At 54.3% G+C, this 18379-nt stretch carries 17 protein-coding genes; 2 read left to right on the forward strand and 15 right to left on the reverse strand.

Annotation, left to right across the window (positions count from 1 at the left end; all coding sequences use genetic code 11):
- Nucleotides 1-80: 80 nt before the first annotated feature.
- The 6 genes from odhB to sdhC all read right to left on the reverse strand — a co-directional run bounded on the left by odhB (nt 81) and on the right by sdhC (nt 7624).
- The gene (gene odhB, locus AC3RPL_RS13475) at nt 81-1292 is read right to left on the reverse strand and encodes a 2-oxoglutarate dehydrogenase complex dihydrolipoyllysine-residue succinyltransferase (RefSeq protein ID WP_379892773.1); all 1212 of its coding nucleotides are present in this window, start codon (nt 1290-1292) and stop codon (nt 81-83) included.
- 14 nt (nt 1293-1306) lie between these two features.
- On the reverse strand, nt 1307-4114 hold the full coding sequence (gene sucA, locus AC3RPL_RS13480; protein WP_490740381.1) for a 2-oxoglutarate dehydrogenase E1 component: 2808 nt from the start codon (nt 4112-4114) through the stop codon (nt 1307-1309).
- 276 nt (nt 4115-4390) lie between these two features.
- Nucleotides 4391-5107, reverse strand: a complete 717-nt coding sequence (locus tag AC3RPL_RS13485; protein ID WP_034941613.1) for a succinate dehydrogenase iron-sulfur subunit — start codon at nt 5105-5107, stop codon at nt 4391-4393.
- 18 nt (nt 5108-5125) lie between these two features.
- Nucleotides 5126-6892, reverse strand: a complete 1767-nt coding sequence (sdhA, locus tag AC3RPL_RS13490) for a succinate dehydrogenase flavoprotein subunit (RefSeq protein WP_261642646.1) — start codon at nt 6890-6892, stop codon at nt 5126-5128.
- 1 nt (nt 6893) lies between these two features.
- Nucleotides 6894-7241, reverse strand: coding sequence for a succinate dehydrogenase membrane anchor subunit (gene sdhD / locus AC3RPL_RS13495; RefSeq protein ID WP_490740382.1), 348 nt, complete (start codon nt 7239-7241; stop codon nt 6894-6896).
- The gene (sdhC, locus tag AC3RPL_RS13500) at nt 7235-7624 is read right to left on the reverse strand and encodes a succinate dehydrogenase cytochrome b556 subunit (RefSeq protein ID WP_034941621.1); all 390 of its coding nucleotides are present in this window, start codon (nt 7622-7624) and stop codon (nt 7235-7237) included. Before sdhC ends, sdhD begins: the two co-directional genes overlap by 7 nt.
- A gap of 622 nt (nt 7625-8246) precedes the next feature.
- Between sdhC and AC3RPL_RS13505 the strand changes: the two genes are divergently transcribed.
- A complete protein-coding gene (locus tag AC3RPL_RS13505; protein ID WP_034941623.1) occupies nt 8247-9530 on the forward strand; it encodes a citrate synthase in 1284 nt (427 codons plus the stop codon).
- Between the two features lie 51 nt (nt 9531-9581).
- Here AC3RPL_RS13505 and nei read toward each other — a convergent pair whose 3' ends face one another.
- The 9 genes from nei to AC3RPL_RS13550 form a co-directional block, all read right to left on the reverse strand.
- A complete protein-coding gene (nei, locus tag AC3RPL_RS13510; RefSeq protein WP_490740383.1) occupies nt 9582-10373 on the reverse strand; it encodes an endonuclease VIII in 792 nt (263 codons plus the stop codon).
- 14 nt (nt 10374-10387) lie between these two features.
- Nucleotides 10388-11035: a pyroglutamyl-peptidase I gene (gene pcp, locus AC3RPL_RS13515; RefSeq protein ID WP_490740384.1), complete on the reverse strand. Its 648-nt coding sequence runs from the start codon at nt 11033-11035 to the stop codon at nt 10388-10390.
- A gap of 172 nt (nt 11036-11207) precedes the next feature.
- A complete protein-coding gene (gene pxpA / locus AC3RPL_RS13520; RefSeq protein ID WP_490740385.1) occupies nt 11208-11966 on the reverse strand; it encodes a 5-oxoprolinase subunit PxpA in 759 nt (252 codons plus the stop codon).
- Nucleotides 11956-12888: a 5-oxoprolinase subunit PxpC gene (pxpC, locus tag AC3RPL_RS13525; protein WP_490740386.1), complete on the reverse strand. Its 933-nt coding sequence runs from the start codon at nt 12886-12888 to the stop codon at nt 11956-11958. Before pxpC ends, pxpA begins: the two co-directional genes overlap by 11 nt.
- A complete protein-coding gene (pxpB, locus tag AC3RPL_RS13530; protein WP_490740387.1) occupies nt 12882-13538 on the reverse strand; it encodes a 5-oxoprolinase subunit PxpB in 657 nt (218 codons plus the stop codon). Before pxpB ends, pxpC begins: the two co-directional genes overlap by 7 nt.
- 111 nt (nt 13539-13649) lie before the next feature.
- Nucleotides 13650-14393, reverse strand: a complete 744-nt coding sequence (locus AC3RPL_RS13535; protein ID WP_490740388.1) for a type 2 GTP cyclohydrolase I — start codon at nt 14391-14393, stop codon at nt 13650-13652.
- A gap of 114 nt (nt 14394-14507) precedes the next feature.
- Entirely contained in the window at nt 14508-15929 is a 1422-nt protein-coding gene (gene phrB, locus AC3RPL_RS13540; RefSeq protein WP_490740389.1) for a deoxyribodipyrimidine photo-lyase, read from the reverse strand.
- A gap of 21 nt (nt 15930-15950) precedes the next feature.
- Nucleotides 15951-16907, reverse strand: coding sequence for a YbgA family protein (locus AC3RPL_RS13545; RefSeq protein WP_490740390.1), 957 nt, complete (start codon nt 16905-16907; stop codon nt 15951-15953).
- Nucleotides 16908-17154: 247 nt separating this feature from the next.
- Nucleotides 17155-17361: a YbfA family protein gene (locus tag AC3RPL_RS13550; protein WP_490740391.1), complete on the reverse strand. Its 207-nt coding sequence runs from the start codon at nt 17359-17361 to the stop codon at nt 17155-17157.
- A 302-nt stretch (nt 17362-17663) separates the two neighbouring features.
- On the opposite strand from AC3RPL_RS13550, the gene kdpE reads away from it, so the two are divergent.
- Nucleotides 17664-18347: a two-component system response regulator KdpE gene (gene kdpE / locus AC3RPL_RS13555; RefSeq protein WP_490740703.1), complete on the forward strand. Its 684-nt coding sequence runs from the start codon at nt 17664-17666 to the stop codon at nt 18345-18347.
- The last annotated feature ends 32 nt before the right edge of the window (nt 18348-18379 follow it).

Consider the following 18379-nt stretch of genomic DNA (forward strand, 5'->3'; position numbering starts at 1 on the left):
GACTCAGCCGCATCCGGCAGGTTGCCGGCATGTCGGCCATACACAGGGAAAGGTGCGGCGAGCTGGCCGCACCGGACCAGTCAGACGTCCAGCAGCAGGCGGGACGGATCTTCCAGAAGTTCCTTGATCGCCACCAGATAACTGACGGACTCTTTACCGTCAATCAGGCGGTGATCGTAGGAGAGCGCCAGATACATCATTGGCAGGATTTCCACCTTGCCATTGACGGCCATCGGACGATCTTTGATCGCATGCATACCCAGAATGGCACTCTGCGGTGGGTTGATGATCGGCGTGGACATCAGCGAGCCAAACACACCACCGTTGGTGATAGTAAAGTTTCCGCCGGTCAGTTCCTCAACGGTCAGCTTGCCGTCGCGCCCTTTAATCGCCAGCTCTTTGATTTTTTTCTCGATGTCGGCCATACCCAGCGCATCAACATCTTTCAACACCGGGGTGACCAGACCACGCGGTGTGGAGACGGCGATGCTGACATCAAAATAGTTGTGATAAACCACATCATCGCCATCGATAGAGGCATTGACTTCCGGGAAGCGTTTCAGCGCTTCAACCACCGCTTTCAGGTAGAAGGACATAAAGCCCAGACGTACACCGTGACGCTTTTCAAAGGCTTCGCCATACTGTTTGCGCAGATTCATGATCGGCTGCATGTTGACTTCGTTGAAAGTCGTCAGCATGGCGGTGCTGTTTTTTGCTTCCAGCAGACGTTCGGCCACACGCTTGCGCAGACGGGTCATAGGCACACGTTTTTCACTGCGACCCGCCAGGGCCGGGGCTGGCGCAGAGGCGGAGGCGGCTGCCCCACCCTCGGATTTTTTCGCCAGATGTTTTTCAACATCTTCTCGGGTCAGACGGCCACCCACACCGGTGCCTTTGATGGCAGCCGGATCAAGGCTGTGTTCTGCAATCAGACGGCGAATTGCAGGACTGAGGGCGTCATTACTTTCATCAGACAGGGATGCGCTCTGGCGTTGTGCCGGCGTGGATTCCTGAGGTTCTGCTTTGGCAGAACTCTCTTTACCGCCACTGTTACCCTCTTTCAGGCGGCCCAGCGGCTGACGCGAGGTGACCGTCGCGCCTTCATCTTCGAGGATGGCTTCCAGCACACCATCTGCGGAGGCAGGAACTTCCAGCACCACCTTGTCGGTTTCGATCTCAACCAGCACTTCATCGCGCTGAACGGTATCGCCCGGTTTTTTGTGCCAGGTCGCCACGGTGGCGTCGGCAACGGATTCGGGCAGGTCGGGAACGAAGATATCTACGCTACTCATTATTTTTCCTTTGATTAATTAACGTTCAGCGCGTCGTTGACCAGATCTTGCTGCTGCTGCTGGTGAACGGACATATAGCCAACCGCAGGTGAAGCGGAAGCAGGACGACCGGCGTAACGTAATGAAGCACCGAATGGCACCACTTCACGGAAATGATGCTGACTACAGTACCAGGCGCCCTGGTTAAGCGGCTCTTCCTGGCACCAGACAAAATCGTGGACGTGGGAGAACTGTTGCAGTTTGTCCTGTACCGCTTTATGCGGGAAAGGATAAAGCTGTTCAACACGTACGATGGCCACATCGGTTTGTTCGTTTTTGCGGCGTTTTTCCAGCAGGTCGTAATACACCTTGCCGGAGCAGAGCACCACGCGCTTAACACCTTGTGGATCAAGGGAATCGATCTCGCCAATGGCAGGCTGGAAGTCACCGGTCGCCAGATCTTCCAGCGAAGACACCGCCAGCGGATGACGCAACAGCGATTTCGGCGACATCACCACCAGTGGGCGGCGCATCCCACGCAGCGCCTGACGACGCAACATATGATAGACCTGAGCCGGGGTGGATGGCACACAAACCTGCATGTTCTGTTCCGCGCAGAGTTGCAGATAGCGCTCCAGACGGGCGGAGGAGTGCTCCGGCCCTTGTCCTTCATAGCCATGAGGCAGCAGCATGACCAGGCCACACATCCGGCCCCACTTCTGCTCGCCGGAGCTGATGAACTGATCGATAACCACCTGCGCACCGTTAGCAAAGTCGCCAAACTGCGCTTCCCAGATGGTCAGCGTGCGAGGTTCTGCTGTGGCATAACCGTATTCAAAGGCCAGTACCGCCTCTTCCGAAAGTACCGAGTCCCAGACTTTGAAAGTACCCTGGCCGTTATGAACATGCTGGAGTGGGGTGTAAGTGGAACCGTTTGACTGGTTATGGATCACCGCATGACGATGGAAGAAGGTGCCGCGCCCCATATCCTCACCGGAGAGCCGGCAGGCAATGCCCTCATCCACCAGCGTAGCGTAAGCGAGGTTTTCAGCCGCGCCCCAGTCGAAAAGTTTGTTGCCTTCCGCCATTTCCGCACGGTCGTTGTAAATTTTAGCGACGCGCGACTGCATCTCAATCGCTTCCGGCACCTGGCTGATCCGCTTTGCCAGCTCCTGTAACCGTTTTGGATCCAGGGTAGAAGGATAGCTTTCATCCCATTCGTGATTGAGGAATGGCGACCAGGTGGAAGAGTGCAGACTTAGCGGACGCCATTCCGGCACCACGCATTCGCCCTGATCGAGCGCATCACGATACAGGTTGACCATTTCCGTGGCATCTTCCAGGCTGGCAACCTTTTCCTGTTCCAGGCGGTCAGCATAGATTTTACGCGGCGTCGGGTGTTTCTTGATTTTCTGGTACATCACCGGCTGAGTCGCATTGGGCTCATCGGCTTCGTTATGACCATGACGGCGATAACAGACCAGATCGATAAATACGTCGCGTTTGAAGGTGTTACGGAAATCCAACGCCAGACGGGTGACAAAAGCAACGGCTTCGGGATCGTCAGCATTAACGTGGAAAATCGGTGCCAGCACCATTTTTCCAATATCAGTACAGTACTGTGTCGAACGGGCGTCTTTCGGATTTGAGGTGGTAAAACCAATCTGGTTATTGATGACGATACGTACCGTACCACCAACCTCATACCCTCTGGCCTGCGACATATTCAGGGTTTCCTGCACCACACCCTGCCCGGTTACTGCCGCATCGCCATGAATCGTGACCGGCAGAACCTGATGGCTACCAGGCGCATCAAGGCGATCCTGACGAGCGCGTACCGATCCCATTACCACCGGGCTGACAATTTCAAGGTGCGACGGGTTAAACGCCAGCGCCAGGTGAACCATGCCGCCGTCGGTTTCCACATCGGATGAAAAGCCCATGTGGTATTTCACGTCACCGGTGCCAAGATGCTCTTTATGCTTGCCAGAGAATTCGTCAAACAGATCCTGTGGCTTTTTACCCAGCACGTTGATCAGCACATTCAGACGACCACGGTGAGCCATCCCCAGTACCACTTCACGGATGCCGTTGTTGCCCGCATGGCGGATCATCTCATTGAGCATCGGTACCAGCGCATCTCCGCCTTCCAGCGAAAAACGCTTCGCGCCGGGGAATTTGGCCCCAAGATAGCGCTCAAGGCCTTCAGCAGCGGTTAGCTGTTTCAGGAAACCTTTTTTCTCCGCATCAGAGAAAGAGGCCTGACCGGCTACGGATTCAATGCGCTGCTGGATCCAGCGTTTCTCTTCGGTGTTGGTGATGTGCATATATTCTGCACCGATCGAACCACAGTAAGTCTGCTGTAACATCACAAAGAGATCGGACAGCTTCATGGTGTCCCTGCCGAAGGCAAAGGAACCCACGTTGAAGGTTTCCTCAAAATCAGCCTGGGTCAGATCATGAAACGCAGGATCAAGATCCGGCACCGACTCCTGCTGCCACAGCCCAAGCGGATCGAGCTTAGCCTGCTGATGACCACGGAAACGGAAGGCGTTAATTAACTGAAGGACTTTAACCTGCTTGGCATTGATGTCGGGATCGCTGACGGAGGCAGTATAGCGCGTGGCATCTTTCGCCAGACGCTTAAAGTACTCGCGGGTGGTGGAGTGGAATTGTTCAGGTTTGACGCCTTGTCCAGGAAGCTGCTGAAACAGTGTTTTCCAGGCAACATCAACAGAGTCAGGATCGGTTAAATAGTCCTCATAGAGTTGCTCGATGTAGGTCTGATTCGCGCCGGCCAGCCAGGAGGAGTCTAGCCAGGGTTTCATCGCGCTGTTCTGCATTGTGAGCCCTTAAGCATTTTGTGCTTTTTTTCGCCGTGGTTATTTAATGGAACAAGCTCTGTTCCGCGCCGCATAAGCGGCTTGCCCTCGGCTGAATTCCGCCAATAAAGTGCGGGATACAGCCTGAAAGTTCATCGATACGAGCGCAGTACGCGGCTGCTGGCGACCGGGCCCGTAAGGGAACCCTGGCAAGAAATCTTGATCAGCGCAAAATTCTCTTGCCAGGATTTCCTGGTGAGTTTACGCGGGAACCCTGGAGTTCCCGCACGGTGATAATTATGCTCCGCGCTGTAACAGCATCGACTTGATATGGCCGATGGCGCGTGTCGGGTTCAGTCCTTTCGGACAAACGCTCACACAGTTCATAATGCTGTGACAGCGGAATACGCTGAAAGCATCGTTAAGATTATCCAGACGCGCATCAGTTTCCGTGTCACGGCTGTCAATCAGGAAACGGTAAGCCGCCAGTAAACCCGCCGGCCCGATAAATTTATCCGGATTCCACCAGAATGACGGGCAGGAGGTTGAACAACATGCGCAAAGAATACATTCATACAAACCATCCAGTTTTTCACGCTGTTCAGGCTGTTGCAGATGCTCACGCGCTGGCGGATTTTCTCCATTATTCAACAGGTAAGGTTTGATTTTCTCATACTGAGTGTAGAACTGTCCCATGTCCACTACCAAATCACGGATCACCGGCAGGCCAGGCAGTGGGCGGATCACAATTTTACGTTTCCCTCCCCCCAGGGCAGAAACGGGGGTGATGCAGGCGAGGCCATTTTTGCCGTTCATGTTGAAACCGTCAGAGCCACATACGCCCTCGCGGCAGGAGCGGCGGAAAGCAAGCGTCGGGTCTTTCTCTTTCAGGCGGATCAGCGCATCCAGCAACATCATGTCACGCCCTTCTTCCGACTCCAGGCTGTAGTCCTGCATCCGGGGCGCATCATCGACATCCGGATTGTAACGATAGATAGAAAATTCGAGTCTCATCGCATTAATCTCCGCAAACTAGTAGGTACGTGCTTTCGGCGGGAAGGCCGGGCGCAATTTTGGCTGCATGTTCACCTCACGGCGGGTCATGCTTTCACTTTGCGGCAGATAGACGCTGTGACATAACCAGTTTGCATCGTCACGTTCCGGATAGTCGAAGCGACTGTGCGCCCCACGACTCTCGGTGCGGAAGTTAGCGGCAACCGCTGTGGCGTAGGCGGTTTCCATCAGGTTATCCAGTTCGAGGCACTCAATGCGCTGGGTGTTAAAGTCCGGCGAGCGGTCATCCAGGCGGGCATTTTTCAGGCGCTCACGCAGCACTTTCAGCTCTGCCAGACCTTTCGCCATTGCCTCACCCTCACGGAATACGGAGAAGTTATTCTGCATACAGGTTTGCAGCGCTTTACGCAGCTCAGCAGGATCCTCACCGTCCACGTTGTTATTCCAACGCTGCATACGTGCCAGCGAGGCGTCAATTTCTTCGTCCGTCGCGTCCAGTAGCTCACCCTGTTCCTTAATGGATTCCTGCAAGTGCAGACCGGCGGCGCGACCAAACACCACCAGGTCAAGCAATGAGTTGCCGCCGAGACGGTTAGAGCCATGTACTGATACACAGGCAATTTCACCGACGGCGAACAGGCCTGGCACCACCACATCTTCACCCTGCTCGTTCAGGGTGATCGCCTGCCCCGTGACTCTGGTCGGGATACCACCCATCATATAGTGGCAGGTTGGAATCACCGGAATCGGTTCTTTAACCGGATCGACGTGGGCAAAGGTGCGGGACAGCTCGAGGATACCGGGCAGACGCGCCTCAAGAACTTCATGCCCAAGGTGGTCCAGTTTCAGCTTGATATGCGGTCCCCAGGGACCTTCGCAACCACGGCCTTCACGGATTTCGATCATCATCGAACGGGCCACCACATCACGACCTGCCAGGTCTTTGGCATTAGGTGCGTAGCGCTCCATGAAACGCTCACCGTGTTTGTTCAGCAGGTATCCCCCTTCGCCACGGCAACCTTCGGTCACCAGCACGCCGGCACCGGCAATGCCGGTTGGGTGAAACTGCCACATCTCCATATCCTGCACCGGCACACCGGCACGCAGCGCCATACCCACGCCGTCACCGGTGTTGATGTGTGCGTTGGTAGTGGACTGATAAATGCGACCCGCGCCACCGGTAGCCAGCACCGTGGCACGCGCTTTGAAATAAACCACTTCACCATCTTCAATGTTCAGTGCGGTACAACCGACAATGGCACCGTCGGCATTTTTTACCAGGTCCAGCGCGTACCATTCGGAGAAGATGGTGGTTTTGTTTTTCAGATTTTGCTGATAAAGCGTATGCAGTAGCGCATGGCCGGTACGGTCAGCCGCAGCAGCAGTTCGTGCCGCCTGCTCGCCACCGAAGTTTTTTGACTGCCCACCAAACGGGCGCTGATAGATGCGGCCATCATCCAGACGGGAAAAAGGCAGGCCCATGTGTTCCAGTTCCAGAATCGCTTCCGGGCCGGTTTTACACATATATTCAATGGCGTCCTGGTCACCGATATAGTCGGAACCTTTTACCGTGTCATACATATGCCACTCCCAGTTATCTTCATGGGAGTTACCTAACGCCACGGTGATGCCACCCTGTGCGGATACGGTATGAGAACGGGTTGGAAATACTTTTGATAACAGGGCACAGCTCTGGCCCGATTGGGAAATTTGCAGGGCAGCACGCATTCCGGCACCACCTGCGCCGACCACCACGGCATCGAATTCTCTGACTGGCAACTTCATTTTACACACCCCATACGACAACAGTTCCATAAATGGCATAGACCAACAGCACCACCACTACCAGCAGTTGCAGCGACAGCTGCAGCGCGAGAGGTTTGATGTAATCCGTCAGTACCTGCCACATCCCAATCCAGCCATGCACCAGAATGGAAAAGAGTGTCAGCAGGGTGAATACCCTGGTAAATGAGGAGGAGAAAAAACCGCGCCAGATGTCCCAGGTCAGATGACCGGACATAACGATAAAACCAACGATATAAAGGATATACAGGGTCATGATCATCGCAGCAGCACGCAGCAGCAACCAGTCATGAACGCCATTGCGACCCAGTGCAGAAGCATTGCTTACCATACGAGGACTCCAGCCAGAATTGAAAGCACGACAGTGATACCAAAAGAAATTTGCGCCGAACGCGTACCCGTTTGCAAGGTTTCACCCAGCCAGCCAAAGTCCATCATCAGATGACGTATACCGCCGACGATGTGATACGCCAGTGCGGTCAGAATGCCCCAGAAGATAAACTTAACAATAAAGCTGCTCATGATGGCGGAGGCCTGAAGAAAGCCTTCGGGTGAGGAGAGAGAAAGGCCCAGTAACCAGAGAAGTATACCAACTGCCACAAAAGTAATGACGCCGGATACACGGTGGAGAATAGACGCTATTGCAGTAACGGGAAACCGGATCGTTGAGAGATCCAAGTTGACAGGTCTTTGTTTTTTCACGGTTTTGCCCACACAGCTTTTCTTATTTTGCTTCCTCCGGTCCCTGAGGGCGGGTCAGACAGCGTTAACGGTGAAACACTGCGTCAGGCACTAAAACGACAACGTCCAGTGTCAAAACGCCGCGTATAAAACGCTGGGTGGCTCCTACGGCAGGGGGTTCCGGAGACCTGGCGGAAGTATAGGTGGTTCACAAACTCATTACAATTCCCCTACAAACATCTTGGGGAAATTTAGGTGGAACAGTGATCCCTCTCACGTTTTTCACAATTTATACAAATTTAATTATCTGATTTGACAAAAGATCAACATAACTGTTACAAATGAAGGATAAAAAAGTATGATGCATAAAAGTTATGGGGATACACTTTCTCCTAAGCACAAGTTATGTAACATTGGTGAGTCAGACAGACTACGTATCAGGTAATGGTTACCTAAAAAAGTTAAGACCAGACCGGATCTTTAACAACTGCAAAACGAAGTCAGACCTGCCCTCCGTAAGGCGAGCGCCCTCCTCTCTGTACCCTGCACACTAAAAGATGCCACAGAGCGGAATATGTGCCGCTTAACGCAACTGCGGACAAACTGGCTTTCTGGATGTCAAAGATCCACCGATAAGGCGCTAAGGAGACTGTAAATGGCTGATAAAAAGGCAACGCTAACCCTACCCGGCGAAGCGGCTATTGAACTTGACGTGCTGAGCGGCACATTAGGCCAGGAAGAGATTGATGTCCGTGCCCTGGGTTCCAAAGGCTACTTCACCTTTGATCCGGGATTCACCTCTACGGCGTCCTGTGAATCGAAAATCACCTATATAGATGGTGATGAGGGCATTCTGCTTCATCGCGGCTTTCCTATCGATCAACTGGCTTTGCATTCCAACTATCTCGAAGTGTGCTATATCCTGCTCAACGGTGAAGCGCCGACTCAGGAACAGTTTGACGAATTCAGCACCATTGTTACCCGGCATACCATGATCCATGAGCAGATCCACCATCTGTTCCGCGGCTTCCGCCGTGACTCTCATCCGATGGCAGTAATGTGCGGCGTCACCGGCGCGCTGGCCGCCTTCTATCACGATGCAATGGACGTTAATATTGAGCGTCACCGCGAGATTGCCGCTTTCCGTCTGCTGTCCAAAATGCCCACCGTGGCAGCAATGTGCTACAAATATTCCATCGGTCAGCCCTTTGTTTACCCACGTAACGACCTCTCTTACGCTGGTAATTTCCTTAATATGATGTTCGCCACCCCTTGCGAAGATTACGTGGTGAATCCGGTGCTTGAACGCGCAATGGATCGCATCCTGATCCTGCATGCCGATCACGAGCAGAATGCCTCAACCTCTACCGTGCGTACCGCAGGCTCTTCCGGGGCGAATCCATTCGCCTGTATTGCAGCCGGTATAGCTTCCCTGTGGGGACCTGCACACGGTGGCGCGAATGAAGCCTGCCTGCGGATGCTGGAAGAGATCAGTTCTGTCGATCATATTCCTGAATTCCTGCGTCGCGCCAAAGATAAAAACGATTCTTTCCGCCTGATGGGCTTCGGTCATCGCGTCTACAAAAATTACGATCCGCGCGCTACCGTAATGCGTGAAACCTGCCATGAAGTTCTCAATGAGCTGGGAATGAAAGATGATCTGCTGGAAGTGGCGATGGAGCTGGAACACATTGCGCTGAACGACCCGTACTTTATTGAGCGAAAACTCTACCCTAACGTTGACTTCTACTCCGGTCTGATCCTGAAAGCGATGGGCATTCCTTCTTCGATGTTTACGGTTATTTTTGCCATGGCGCGTACCGTTGGCTGGATTGCACACTGGAAAGAGATGCATGACGACGGCGTTAAAATCGCCCGTCCGCGTCAGCTTTACACCGGTTATGACCAGCGCGATTTCACGTCCAGTATCAGTAAGTAACAACCTCTTCTCTGCGCCGCCCCTGCGGCGCTTTTTTCAGTCAGATCGTAACTATTTCTGACAGCCGGGACACCAGTAAAATGGCCGTGAGGAAAGCGTGGTTTTTTCAATGGTACCGCCGCAGCGTTCACACAACTTCCCTCCCCGATGAAACACCTTAAAGCTGAATAACGCGCCGTGGTGCTTATTCTCCCTGGCGACCCCTCTGGTCTGATAAGAGAGCCGTGGCACCGCCAGCAGCGCATCAGCCAGCTTGTCCAGCTGTTCAGCGGTGAGATCCTGCGCTTTATGCTGCGCGGCCACCCCCGCCTGCCAGAGGATCTCCGCCCGCAGATAGTTGCCCAGCCCGGCCAGAAAAGCCTGATCCAGCAACAGTCCGCTGAACTGACGACGGCGAAAACGAGGAGAGCAGAGCCGTTCAGCCACCTGTGCCACAGTCAGCGTCATGTCCAGCACGTCCGGCCCCACCCGCAGCAGGAACGGATGCGCCGCCAGAGTATCTGCATTTAACAGCTCAATATCCGAGGCGCTGTAGAGCAGTAACGTTTTATCCTGCGCCGCGAGCCTGACGCGCAGCACGCGTCCGGTTTCAGGATCTTTGCCGGTTTTTGTCACCCGCCAGACGCCATATAACTGATTATGACTGTAGAGCGTCAGGCCATTTGAGAAGTGGGTCAGCATCGCCTTGCCGCGAGTTTCAATCGCGTCAACCCGTTCACCGACCAGCGAGGATTCATAAGTTTTAAGCTGAGGAAAAGCAAACCAGACCGCAGTCAGCGTTTTCCCGACAATCGCTTTTTCCAGCTTGTCCGCCGCACGGCGGATTTCAGGACCTTCCGGCATTCACTCCATCCCTGTTAGTGCGTTGCGCCGCCTGTCAGGCGGACGTCCTCTTCGACAGTCAGCGCAATACTCAACGCCATCTCCAGTGCCAGTGCCACCGTCGGCGCAGGCATACTGGCAACACCAGGATGGCTGACCGCCTGCTCCGGCAAATAAGGAATATGAATAAATCCGCCGCGTATTTTATTTTTGTGCTTCGCCAGATAGTGCAGCAAACCGTACATCACATGGTTGCAGACATAGGTGCCTGCCGTTTGTGAAACAGAAGCCGGAATACCGGCTTCACGGATCCCCTCGACGATAGCTTTAATCGGCAGCGTGGAAAAGTAAGCAGCCGGGCCACCTTTAACTATCGGTTCATCAACAGGCTGATTACCGGCATTGTCCGGGATACGCGCATCGTCAACGTTAATTGCTATGCGCTCAACGGTGATATCTGTCCGGCCCCCTGCCTGCCCGACGGCAATCACCATTTCGGGTTGTAGTTCATCAATAGCGCCATACAGCGCCGTCAGGGCATCGCCAAATACGCAGGGTAGCTGTTTAGCGATGACTTTAGCGCCACACACCAGCCGCTCATGCAGCTGACTCACGGCCTCCCAGGGCGGGTTAATCCTCTCACCCCCGAAAGGCTCAAAAGCCGTTATCAGAACCGTTTTCATCCACACCTCACATAAGCATCAACATTCTTCGCAAAACGGCATTTGCTGTTAACAATAGCACAAGCTCTGAGGACACCTGTTTCGCCGCAGCTGCTTGCTGCTCGATCTGCGATCGTGCCATTTATCAGCGCGATGGCAGGCAAATGGCTGTCAAAGATCAACGGAAACGATGTTATGCCCGTGGCACCCAGACTGGCTGGCTGCTGACGCTGATATCGTGCTGGTTGAAAGCCTCACGCAGCTGTCTGGCAAAGTTCAGAGCCTGCGCCCCGTCGCCGTGCAGGCACACCGTTTCGGCTTTCACGCTGACCCACTGACCACTGACGCTAAGTACCCTGCCACGCTGGATCATCTCCAGCGTCTGGCCGATTGCCTGCTGCTCATCGGCCACCAGCGCCCCCGGCTGCGAACGGGGAACCAGTGAGCCATCGTCCTGATAGCCGCGATCGGCAAACACCTCCTGTCGGGTGGTCAGCCCAAGTGCCTGCGCCGCACGAATCGATTCGCTGCCAGCCAGCCCTACCAGGACGAGAGCAGGATCAACTGCACGCACCGCCCGCGCAATCGCCGCAGCCAGCTCAGGTTCCTGCGCCGACTGGTTATAGAGCATACCGTGAGGCTTGACGTGGACCAGCTGTGCTCCTTCACTGCGGGCGATAGCCTGCAAAGCACCAATCTGATAAACCATTTGTGCGTAGACGGTTTCAGGTGGCAGCTGCATGCGCGTGCGGCCGAAGTTTTCACGGTCGGGAAAACTGGGATGCGCGCCAACAGCCACGCCCAGCTCCAGCGCCCAACGCACACTCTGGCGCATGGTCAGTGCATCACCGGCATGATATCCGCAAGCGATATTGGCTGAAGAAACCAGTTGCAGCAGCGCATGGTCATTTTCACAGCCTTCACCAAGATCGGCATTAAGATCAATTTTCATGGTGTAATCCCCATGCCATCTGCTCAAGACCGCGTCGCTGTTCACGGATCGCCAGCAACGCCTCTTCAGTCGAGCATTCGATGAAATGAACCGGTTCTCCCAGTCGTAACTGGGCAAGATGATAAAGATCGGCCTCGATAACACAGGCAATTCGCGGGTAGCCCCCGGTGGTCTGCGCATCGGCCATCAGCACAATCGGCTGGCCGTTTGGCGGCACCTGAACAACACCGGGCAGCAGCCCGTGGGACAGCATCTCCTGCGGATGTTCCCTCGTCAGGGGTTGCCCTTGCAGGCGATAGCCCATGCGGTTGCTTTGCGGATTAAGCTGCCACGCGGTACGCCAGAACATGTCACGGCTTTCAGCACTGAAATGGTGATACTCCGGCCCGATCACGGCACGAACCCGGTTGCCGGACAGCAGTTGCCGTACGCCGACAGATTTACTGAATCGGTTTTGTGGCTGCCCCAGCGGCAGACAATCCCCCTCCTCCAGCCGACGGCCGGCAAAACCACCAAAGCCGGCTTTCGCATCGGTGCTGCACGATCCCAGTACCGGCGTGACGGCAAAACCGCCATCCACCGCCAGATAACTGCGCATACCCCGAACCGGCATCTTCAACGTGAGTCGCTGGCCCTTTTTAACGGCGGTGCGCCAGCCGGTCCAGACGGGCTGAGTGCCCAGTACGGCATCGCATCCCGCGCCGGTCAGGGCGATCCAGCCATCGCGGGTGAACTCTGCGCAAAACTGTCCCAGGGTGATTTCCAGCACCGCGCTACTCCGGGCATTACCCACCAGCAGGTTAGCGGTTTCCATCGCCGGATGATCCAGCACGCCGCCCGTTCCGACACCGTACTGACGCCAGCCACTGCGCCCCGCGTCCTGTAGGGTGGTGCTCATTCCGGCACGAATAATTTTCAGCATATTCCCCCCTTCTGCGGCACAAAGCGCACACTGTCACCCGGCCTTAACAAGGTCGGAGGCCGGGACAGGGGATCAAACAGCCCGACCTGCGTCTGGCCGATCAACTGCCAGCCACCCGGCGCAGAGAGCGGGTAAACACCGGTCTGACTGCCGCCAATACCGACAGAACCGGCAGGCACCTGAACGCGAGGTTCGGCACGACGTGGAGTATGTAAACGTGGATCCAGACCGGCAAGGTAAGGAAATCCGGGCTGAAAACCGATGAAATAAACCACATAGTCTGCGACTGCATGAGCTTCCACCACCTGCCGTGGCGTCAGGCCACAATGACGGGCCACCTCTTCCAGGTCCGGTCCGGCTACACCGCCGTACACCACCGGAATATCAACCTGGCGCATGGCCATTTCCAGCGCTTCGCTTTTTTCCCACCGGGCCTGCAACCAGTCAACGGCGTAGAGTGCCGTCTGCTGCGGATCACTGAGAATAACGGTGATGTTATTCATTCCGGGGATGACCTCTGTCACTTGCGGAGAGGTCATCAGCTGTGCCGACAATCCCCAGATTCGTTGCTGAACAGCAAGGGAGACAGGGGCGGGCAGCTCAAGCACAACCGCGCGCTCACCCAGCAGGTAACAACGTGCTTGTTGCAAAACACTTCTCCTGAACGGTTTTTCCGGGCTGATTAGTGGCTAATAGTTATCCGTAAATGTTACTGATGTGTCAACAAAAGGTATCGGTGGCTGCATAAGCCATCCGGAAAATCAGGCCGGATTGTCAATATCAATAAAGGTGACATCCAGGGCATAATTTTCCGTCAGCCATTCGCCCAGCGCCCGGATCCCCGCGCGCTCGGTGGCATGATGTCCGGCAGCAAAGAAGTGTATTCCCTGCTCGCGAGCGCTGTGGATGGTTTTTTCTGACACCTCTCCGCTAATAAACGCATCGACGCCGAAGGCGGCGGCCGCATCAATAAATCCCTGCCCACCACCGGTACACCAGGCAACGCGACGGATCAGATGCGGCGCATTATCGCCACAGTGAAGTGGCTCCCGGCCCAGAACCTTCTTCAGGCGTTCAGTCAGCAACTCCCCGCTGAGCGGCTCTTTCAGCTCTCCCCACGGGACCAGTGGCATCACCTCTCCGCACACTTCAACAGCCAGATCCTTTGCCAGCAGGGCGTTATTACCGATTAAGGGATGCGCATCCAGCGGCAGGTGCCAGCCGTAGAGATTGATATCATTCGCCAGCAGGGTTTTCAGCCTTTTCCGCTTCATCCCGGTAATAACGGGAGCGTCGTTTTTCCAGAAATAGCCATGATGGACCAGCACGGCATCCGCTTTAAGACGAACCGCCTCATCCAGCAGGGCCTGGCAGGCAGTTACGCCGGTGACGATTTTTTTTACCTCATCCCTTCCCTCAACCTGCAAGCCATTAGGCGCATAGTCACTGAAAGCGCTGGTATTCAGCAGTTGGTTAACAATGTGTTCAAGCTCAGTATTTCGCATATCTTTTCCTTAAGCGGCCGATCTGAAAATGACCGGCAGATGGCAGTCAGGGCAACAATAACAGACGGGGAAAATGATGAGAACGAGCGGCGGATACCGCTCGCTGTTGAAGGGTTATTTTTTCGCCGCCTCAAAAGCCGCCAGCGTGGTTTTTCGCGCTTCTTTGTGGTCGACAATCGGCTGAGGGTAGTCCAGTGATACCTGATTTTTTTTAGCCCAGGCCTGCGGTTGATGAATATGCTGCTGTGGCACCGCTTTCAGTTCAGGCAACCATTGACGGATGAAGGTGCCATCTTCATCAAAACGTTCGCCCTGGGTGGTTGGATTAAAGATGCGGAAGTAAGGGGCCGCATCCGTACCGCTGGACGCAGCCCACTGCCAGCCTCCGTTATTAGCCGCCAGGTCGCCATCAATCAGTTGCGACATAAAATAGCGTTCACCTTCCCGCCAGTCGATTAACAAATCTTTCACCAGGAAACTGGCAACAATCATCCGCAAACGATTGTGCATCCAGCCCAGTGCATTGAGCTGACGCATCGCCGCATCGACTATCGGGTAGCCGGTTTTACCCTGCTGCCAGGCTTCCAGATGACGGGGATGGTGCTGCCACTTCACTTTTTTAGTCCAGTCGATAAATGGTTGATGGCGACACAGCGAGGGCCAGGCAACCAGCAGATGACGATAAAATTCCCGCCAGATAAGCTCATTCAACCAGACGAAGACCTGGCTGTCGTCCAGTCCGTGCGGATGTTCATGCAGTAAGCGGTGCAGACACTGGCGCGGTGAGAGTACTCCGGTAGCCAGATAAACGGATAACCGGCTGGTGCCGTCAACGGCGGGAATGTTGCGCTGCTCCTTATAACGGGTAACCGGCTGCTGGCAGAATGCCCTCAGACGCCGGAGGGCCGCAGCCTCACCCGCCGGGAACTGCGTCTCATCGAATTCTTCCTGTGGATAATCAAAGGATTTGATGGCAGGTGTTTTTTGCAACGGCGCGTCTGTACGTGCTCTCGGCGCGGGCATACATTCCGGCAGCCCTTCCTGCAAACGTCGCACAAAGGCTTTACTGAATGGCGTAAACACTTTGTACATTTCACCGCTGCCGGTCATTACGCTTCCGGGAGGAAGCAACAGGCTGTCATCAAATCCCTGTGGCGTAATCTCCAGTGCGGAGAGTTCGCGTTCGGCTTGCGCATCACGTTGACGTTCATTGACTTCGTACTGGTAGTTGTAAAACACCCGACTGACTTTGTGCTGCTGACAAAAGTCTTTCAGTGCTGTCACTGAGGCAGCAAAATCGTCGCATTGTGCAAAATGTAAGGGGATCCCTTTTTCAGCCAGTGATTGCTGCACTTCCAGCAGGCTTTTATAAATAAAGGCGGCCTGTTTGGGTGCCATATGGTGCGATTGCCACTGTCCGGGCGTGGCGATAAACAGCGCCAGAACCCTGGCTTTGCTGTCCTGGCATGCAGCATGTAATGCGGAATTATCATGGATACGCAAATCGTTGCGTAACCAGACCAGATGAGTGGCCATAACGCTCCCTGAAGTTAAAAATCAATGGCCGTAGCGCAGACGAAGCGCTTCGGGATAGGGTTCAAAGTAACGTTGCTGCGACAGATAGGGGTCGGGAAATTCCGCCATGTAGTGTTTAAGCAGCGTAATTGGCGCCAGCAGCGGTTGTAATCCCTGGCGATAGTGATCAATCAACGAGGCCAGCTCCTGACGCTGTTGCGAGGTCAGCTGTGGACGAAAATAGCCCTGTACATGCGACAGGACATTGGTGTGATTACGTCGGGTCGCCTGCTGTTTGAGCAGGTCCATCAGACGCTGACGATACTCAAAAGCGTACTCTTCCAGTGAAGACCACTCCTCAATCGCCGCCACAAAACGGCCCAGCTTACGGTATTCAGGCTGTGAGTGTGCCAGCAGCAGTAATTTGTAACGGCTGTGGAAAGCAATCAGCTTGCCGCGCGTCAGTCCATCGCGCCACATTTCGTTAAACTCGTGCAGGGTGTAAACCCGTTCAACAAAATTTTCCCGTAGTTGCGGATCATGAAGACGTCCATCTTCCTCTACCGGCAGCCAGGGCATTTGCGACATCAGCTCGCGGGTATAGATGCCAGTGCCTTCTTTGCGATTATTGTTGTTGTCCGGCTGGTAAATGCGTACCCGCTCCATGCCGCAACTTGGCGATTTCGCACAAACAATGTAACCACAAAGGTGATGTAACGAGGCGATTTTATGCTCGGAGAATTTCTGCATTGCTCCGGTAACAGGCTGGTCTTTGCCAATGCTGAATCTGAGTTCAACCGTGTGGTTATCGGTTTCGGTCAGGCGTAACGCAGGACGTGGCGTCGGCAGGCCAATCGCCATTTCCGGGCAAACGGGTTGATAACGAACAAAGGGAGAAAGCTCATCCGCAGCGAAGGCGCAGCGCTTATGGCCACCGTCAAAACGGACGTTATCTCCAAGCAGGCAGGCACTGATGCCGACAGGAATTTTATCACTCATAGTTGTACAACCTCCAACTTCCTGTAGAGGTTTAAGTGTAGCCGAATTTCTGTCGTTAAGCGCGTTCAGTACCGGGAATTGCCATCTGTTGCGGATAAAAGCAGGGAGTCTGGGGGGAAATGACCAGAAAACCAGCGTCATCGTTGGCTGATTTTTGTTTCGCAGGTTTAGTTTGTTGTTTTCAGCTAATGCGGAATGGCAAAAAAGCCGGAGAGGCTACTGTTTGCCATTCACAAAATCCGAGGCGTTACCAGATATCGCCGCCCACCGCTTCTGACTGGGCCAGCCAGACCGGTTTAGTACTGGTTTTTGACCACACGCGGTGCAGATAACTGTAGAATTTTGCCCGATCGTTGCGGAATAACATCACCGGCAATGCAACCGTGCCGAGAACCACCACGCCGACACGACGCATGACAATCCGCTGTGGTGAATAGTGTTGATAAAGATTCATGCATCCCCCTTAAGGCTGGTAATTAACGCTGTAAGATGGCTCGAATAATAGCCTTTGCGCTGTAACTTTACTACTCATCCGACCATTATTTTGTGGAAAATTTCACCATAAATTGCCCTGGTTCTGTAACCCGGTTACATAAAGGTAAAAAAAACGCTGTGAGTTAACTTTTGATCAACAAAGAGTGGGCTGTGATTACCGGCAGCGCGACCTGACTTTATTTGCTAAATTAAGCCACGTTGATTGTTGAGCGATCTGCTGGTGACCCTGTGCGGCCACGGTTAATCAAAGAGTGAAGTATGGTGACTACAGTTCTGATCGTTGAAGATGAAAAAGAGATCCGCCGTTTTTTGCGTGTTGCCCTCGAAGGAGAAAATCTGCGCGTGTTTGATGCAGAGACGCTGCAACGCGGTTTGATCGAGGCGGCAACCAGGAAACCCGATCTGGCCATTCTTGACCTCGGCCTGCCGGATGGTGATGGTATTGAATTTATTCGTGAAATTCGTCAGTGGACGTCGATCCCGGTGATTGTCCTGTCGGCCCGCAGCGATGAGCAGGACAAAATTGCCGCACTGGAGGATGCCGGAGCAGATGACTTCCTGACCAAACCCTTTGGCATAGGCGAATTGCTGGCCCGGGTGCGGGCAGCGCTTCGTCATCGCAGAGCCGCCGACACGGCACCGCAGGCTGAGGTCAGATTCAGTGAAGTAAAGGTGGATATTGCTGCCCGACGGGTAACCCGACGTGGTCAGGAGCTACATCTGACGCCTATTGAGTTTCGCCTGCTGGTCAGCCTGCTAAATAATGCAGGAAAAGTGATGACCCAGCGCCAGTTGCTCAATCAGGTGTGGGGACCTAACGCCGTAGAGCACAGCCACTATTTGCGGATTTATATGGGCCATTTGCGACAAAAACTGGAAGACGATCCCGCCCAGCCTCGTCATCTGATTACCGAAACGGGCGTAGGCTATCGTTTCGTGCCCTGAGACCACATCGGAGAACTCAGCAGCATAAAAAA

The sequence above is a fragment of the Erwinia papayae genome (assembly GCF_058241465.1).

Bases quoted from the DNA above. Each gene is read 5' to 3' on its own strand.
- sdhA (WP_261642646.1), bottom strand. From the start codon at position 6,892: ATGAAGTTGCCAGTCAGAGAATTCGATGCCGTGGTGGTCGGCGCAGGT.
- pxpC (WP_490740386.1), bottom strand. From the start codon at position 12,888: ATGCTGAAAATTATTCGTGCCGGAATGAGCACCACCCTACAGGACGCG.
- nei (WP_490740383.1), bottom strand. From the start codon at position 10,373: ATGCCGGAAGGTCCTGAAATCCGCCGTGCGGCGGACAAGCTGGAAAAA.
- sucA (WP_490740381.1), bottom strand. From the start codon at position 4,114: ATGCAGAACAGCGCGATGAAACCCTGGCTAGACTCCTCCTGGCTGGCC.
- AC3RPL_RS13545 (WP_490740390.1), bottom strand. From the start codon at position 16,907: ATGAGTGATAAAATTCCTGTCGGCATCAGTGCCTGCCTGCTTGGAGAT.
- AC3RPL_RS13535 (WP_490740388.1), bottom strand. From the start codon at position 14,393: ATGCGAAATACTGAGCTTGAACACATTGTTAACCAACTGCTGAATACC.
- AC3RPL_RS13505 (WP_034941623.1), top strand. From the start codon at position 8,247: ATGGCTGATAAAAAGGCAACGCTAACCCTACCCGGCGAAGCGGCTATT.
- phrB (WP_490740389.1), bottom strand. From the start codon at position 15,929: ATGGCCACTCATCTGGTCTGGTTACGCAACGATTTGCGTATCCATGAT.
- pcp (WP_490740384.1), bottom strand. From the start codon at position 11,035: ATGAAAACGGTTCTGATAACGGCTTTTGAGCCTTTCGGGGGTGAGAGG.
- pxpA (WP_490740385.1), bottom strand. From the start codon at position 11,966: ATGAAAATTGATCTTAATGCCGATCTTGGTGAAGGCTGTGAAAATGAC.
- odhB (WP_379892773.1), bottom strand. From the start codon at position 1,292: ATGAGTAGCGTAGATATCTTCGTTCCCGACCTGCCCGAATCCGTTGCC.
- AC3RPL_RS13485 (WP_034941613.1), bottom strand. From the start codon at position 5,107: ATGAGACTCGAATTTTCTATCTATCGTTACAATCCGGATGTCGATGAT.
- AC3RPL_RS13550 (WP_490740391.1), bottom strand. From the start codon at position 17,361: ATGAATCTTTATCAACACTATTCACCACAGCGGATTGTCATGCGTCGT.
- sdhD (WP_490740382.1), bottom strand. From the start codon at position 7,241: ATGGTAAGCAATGCTTCTGCACTGGGTCGCAATGGCGTTCATGACTGG.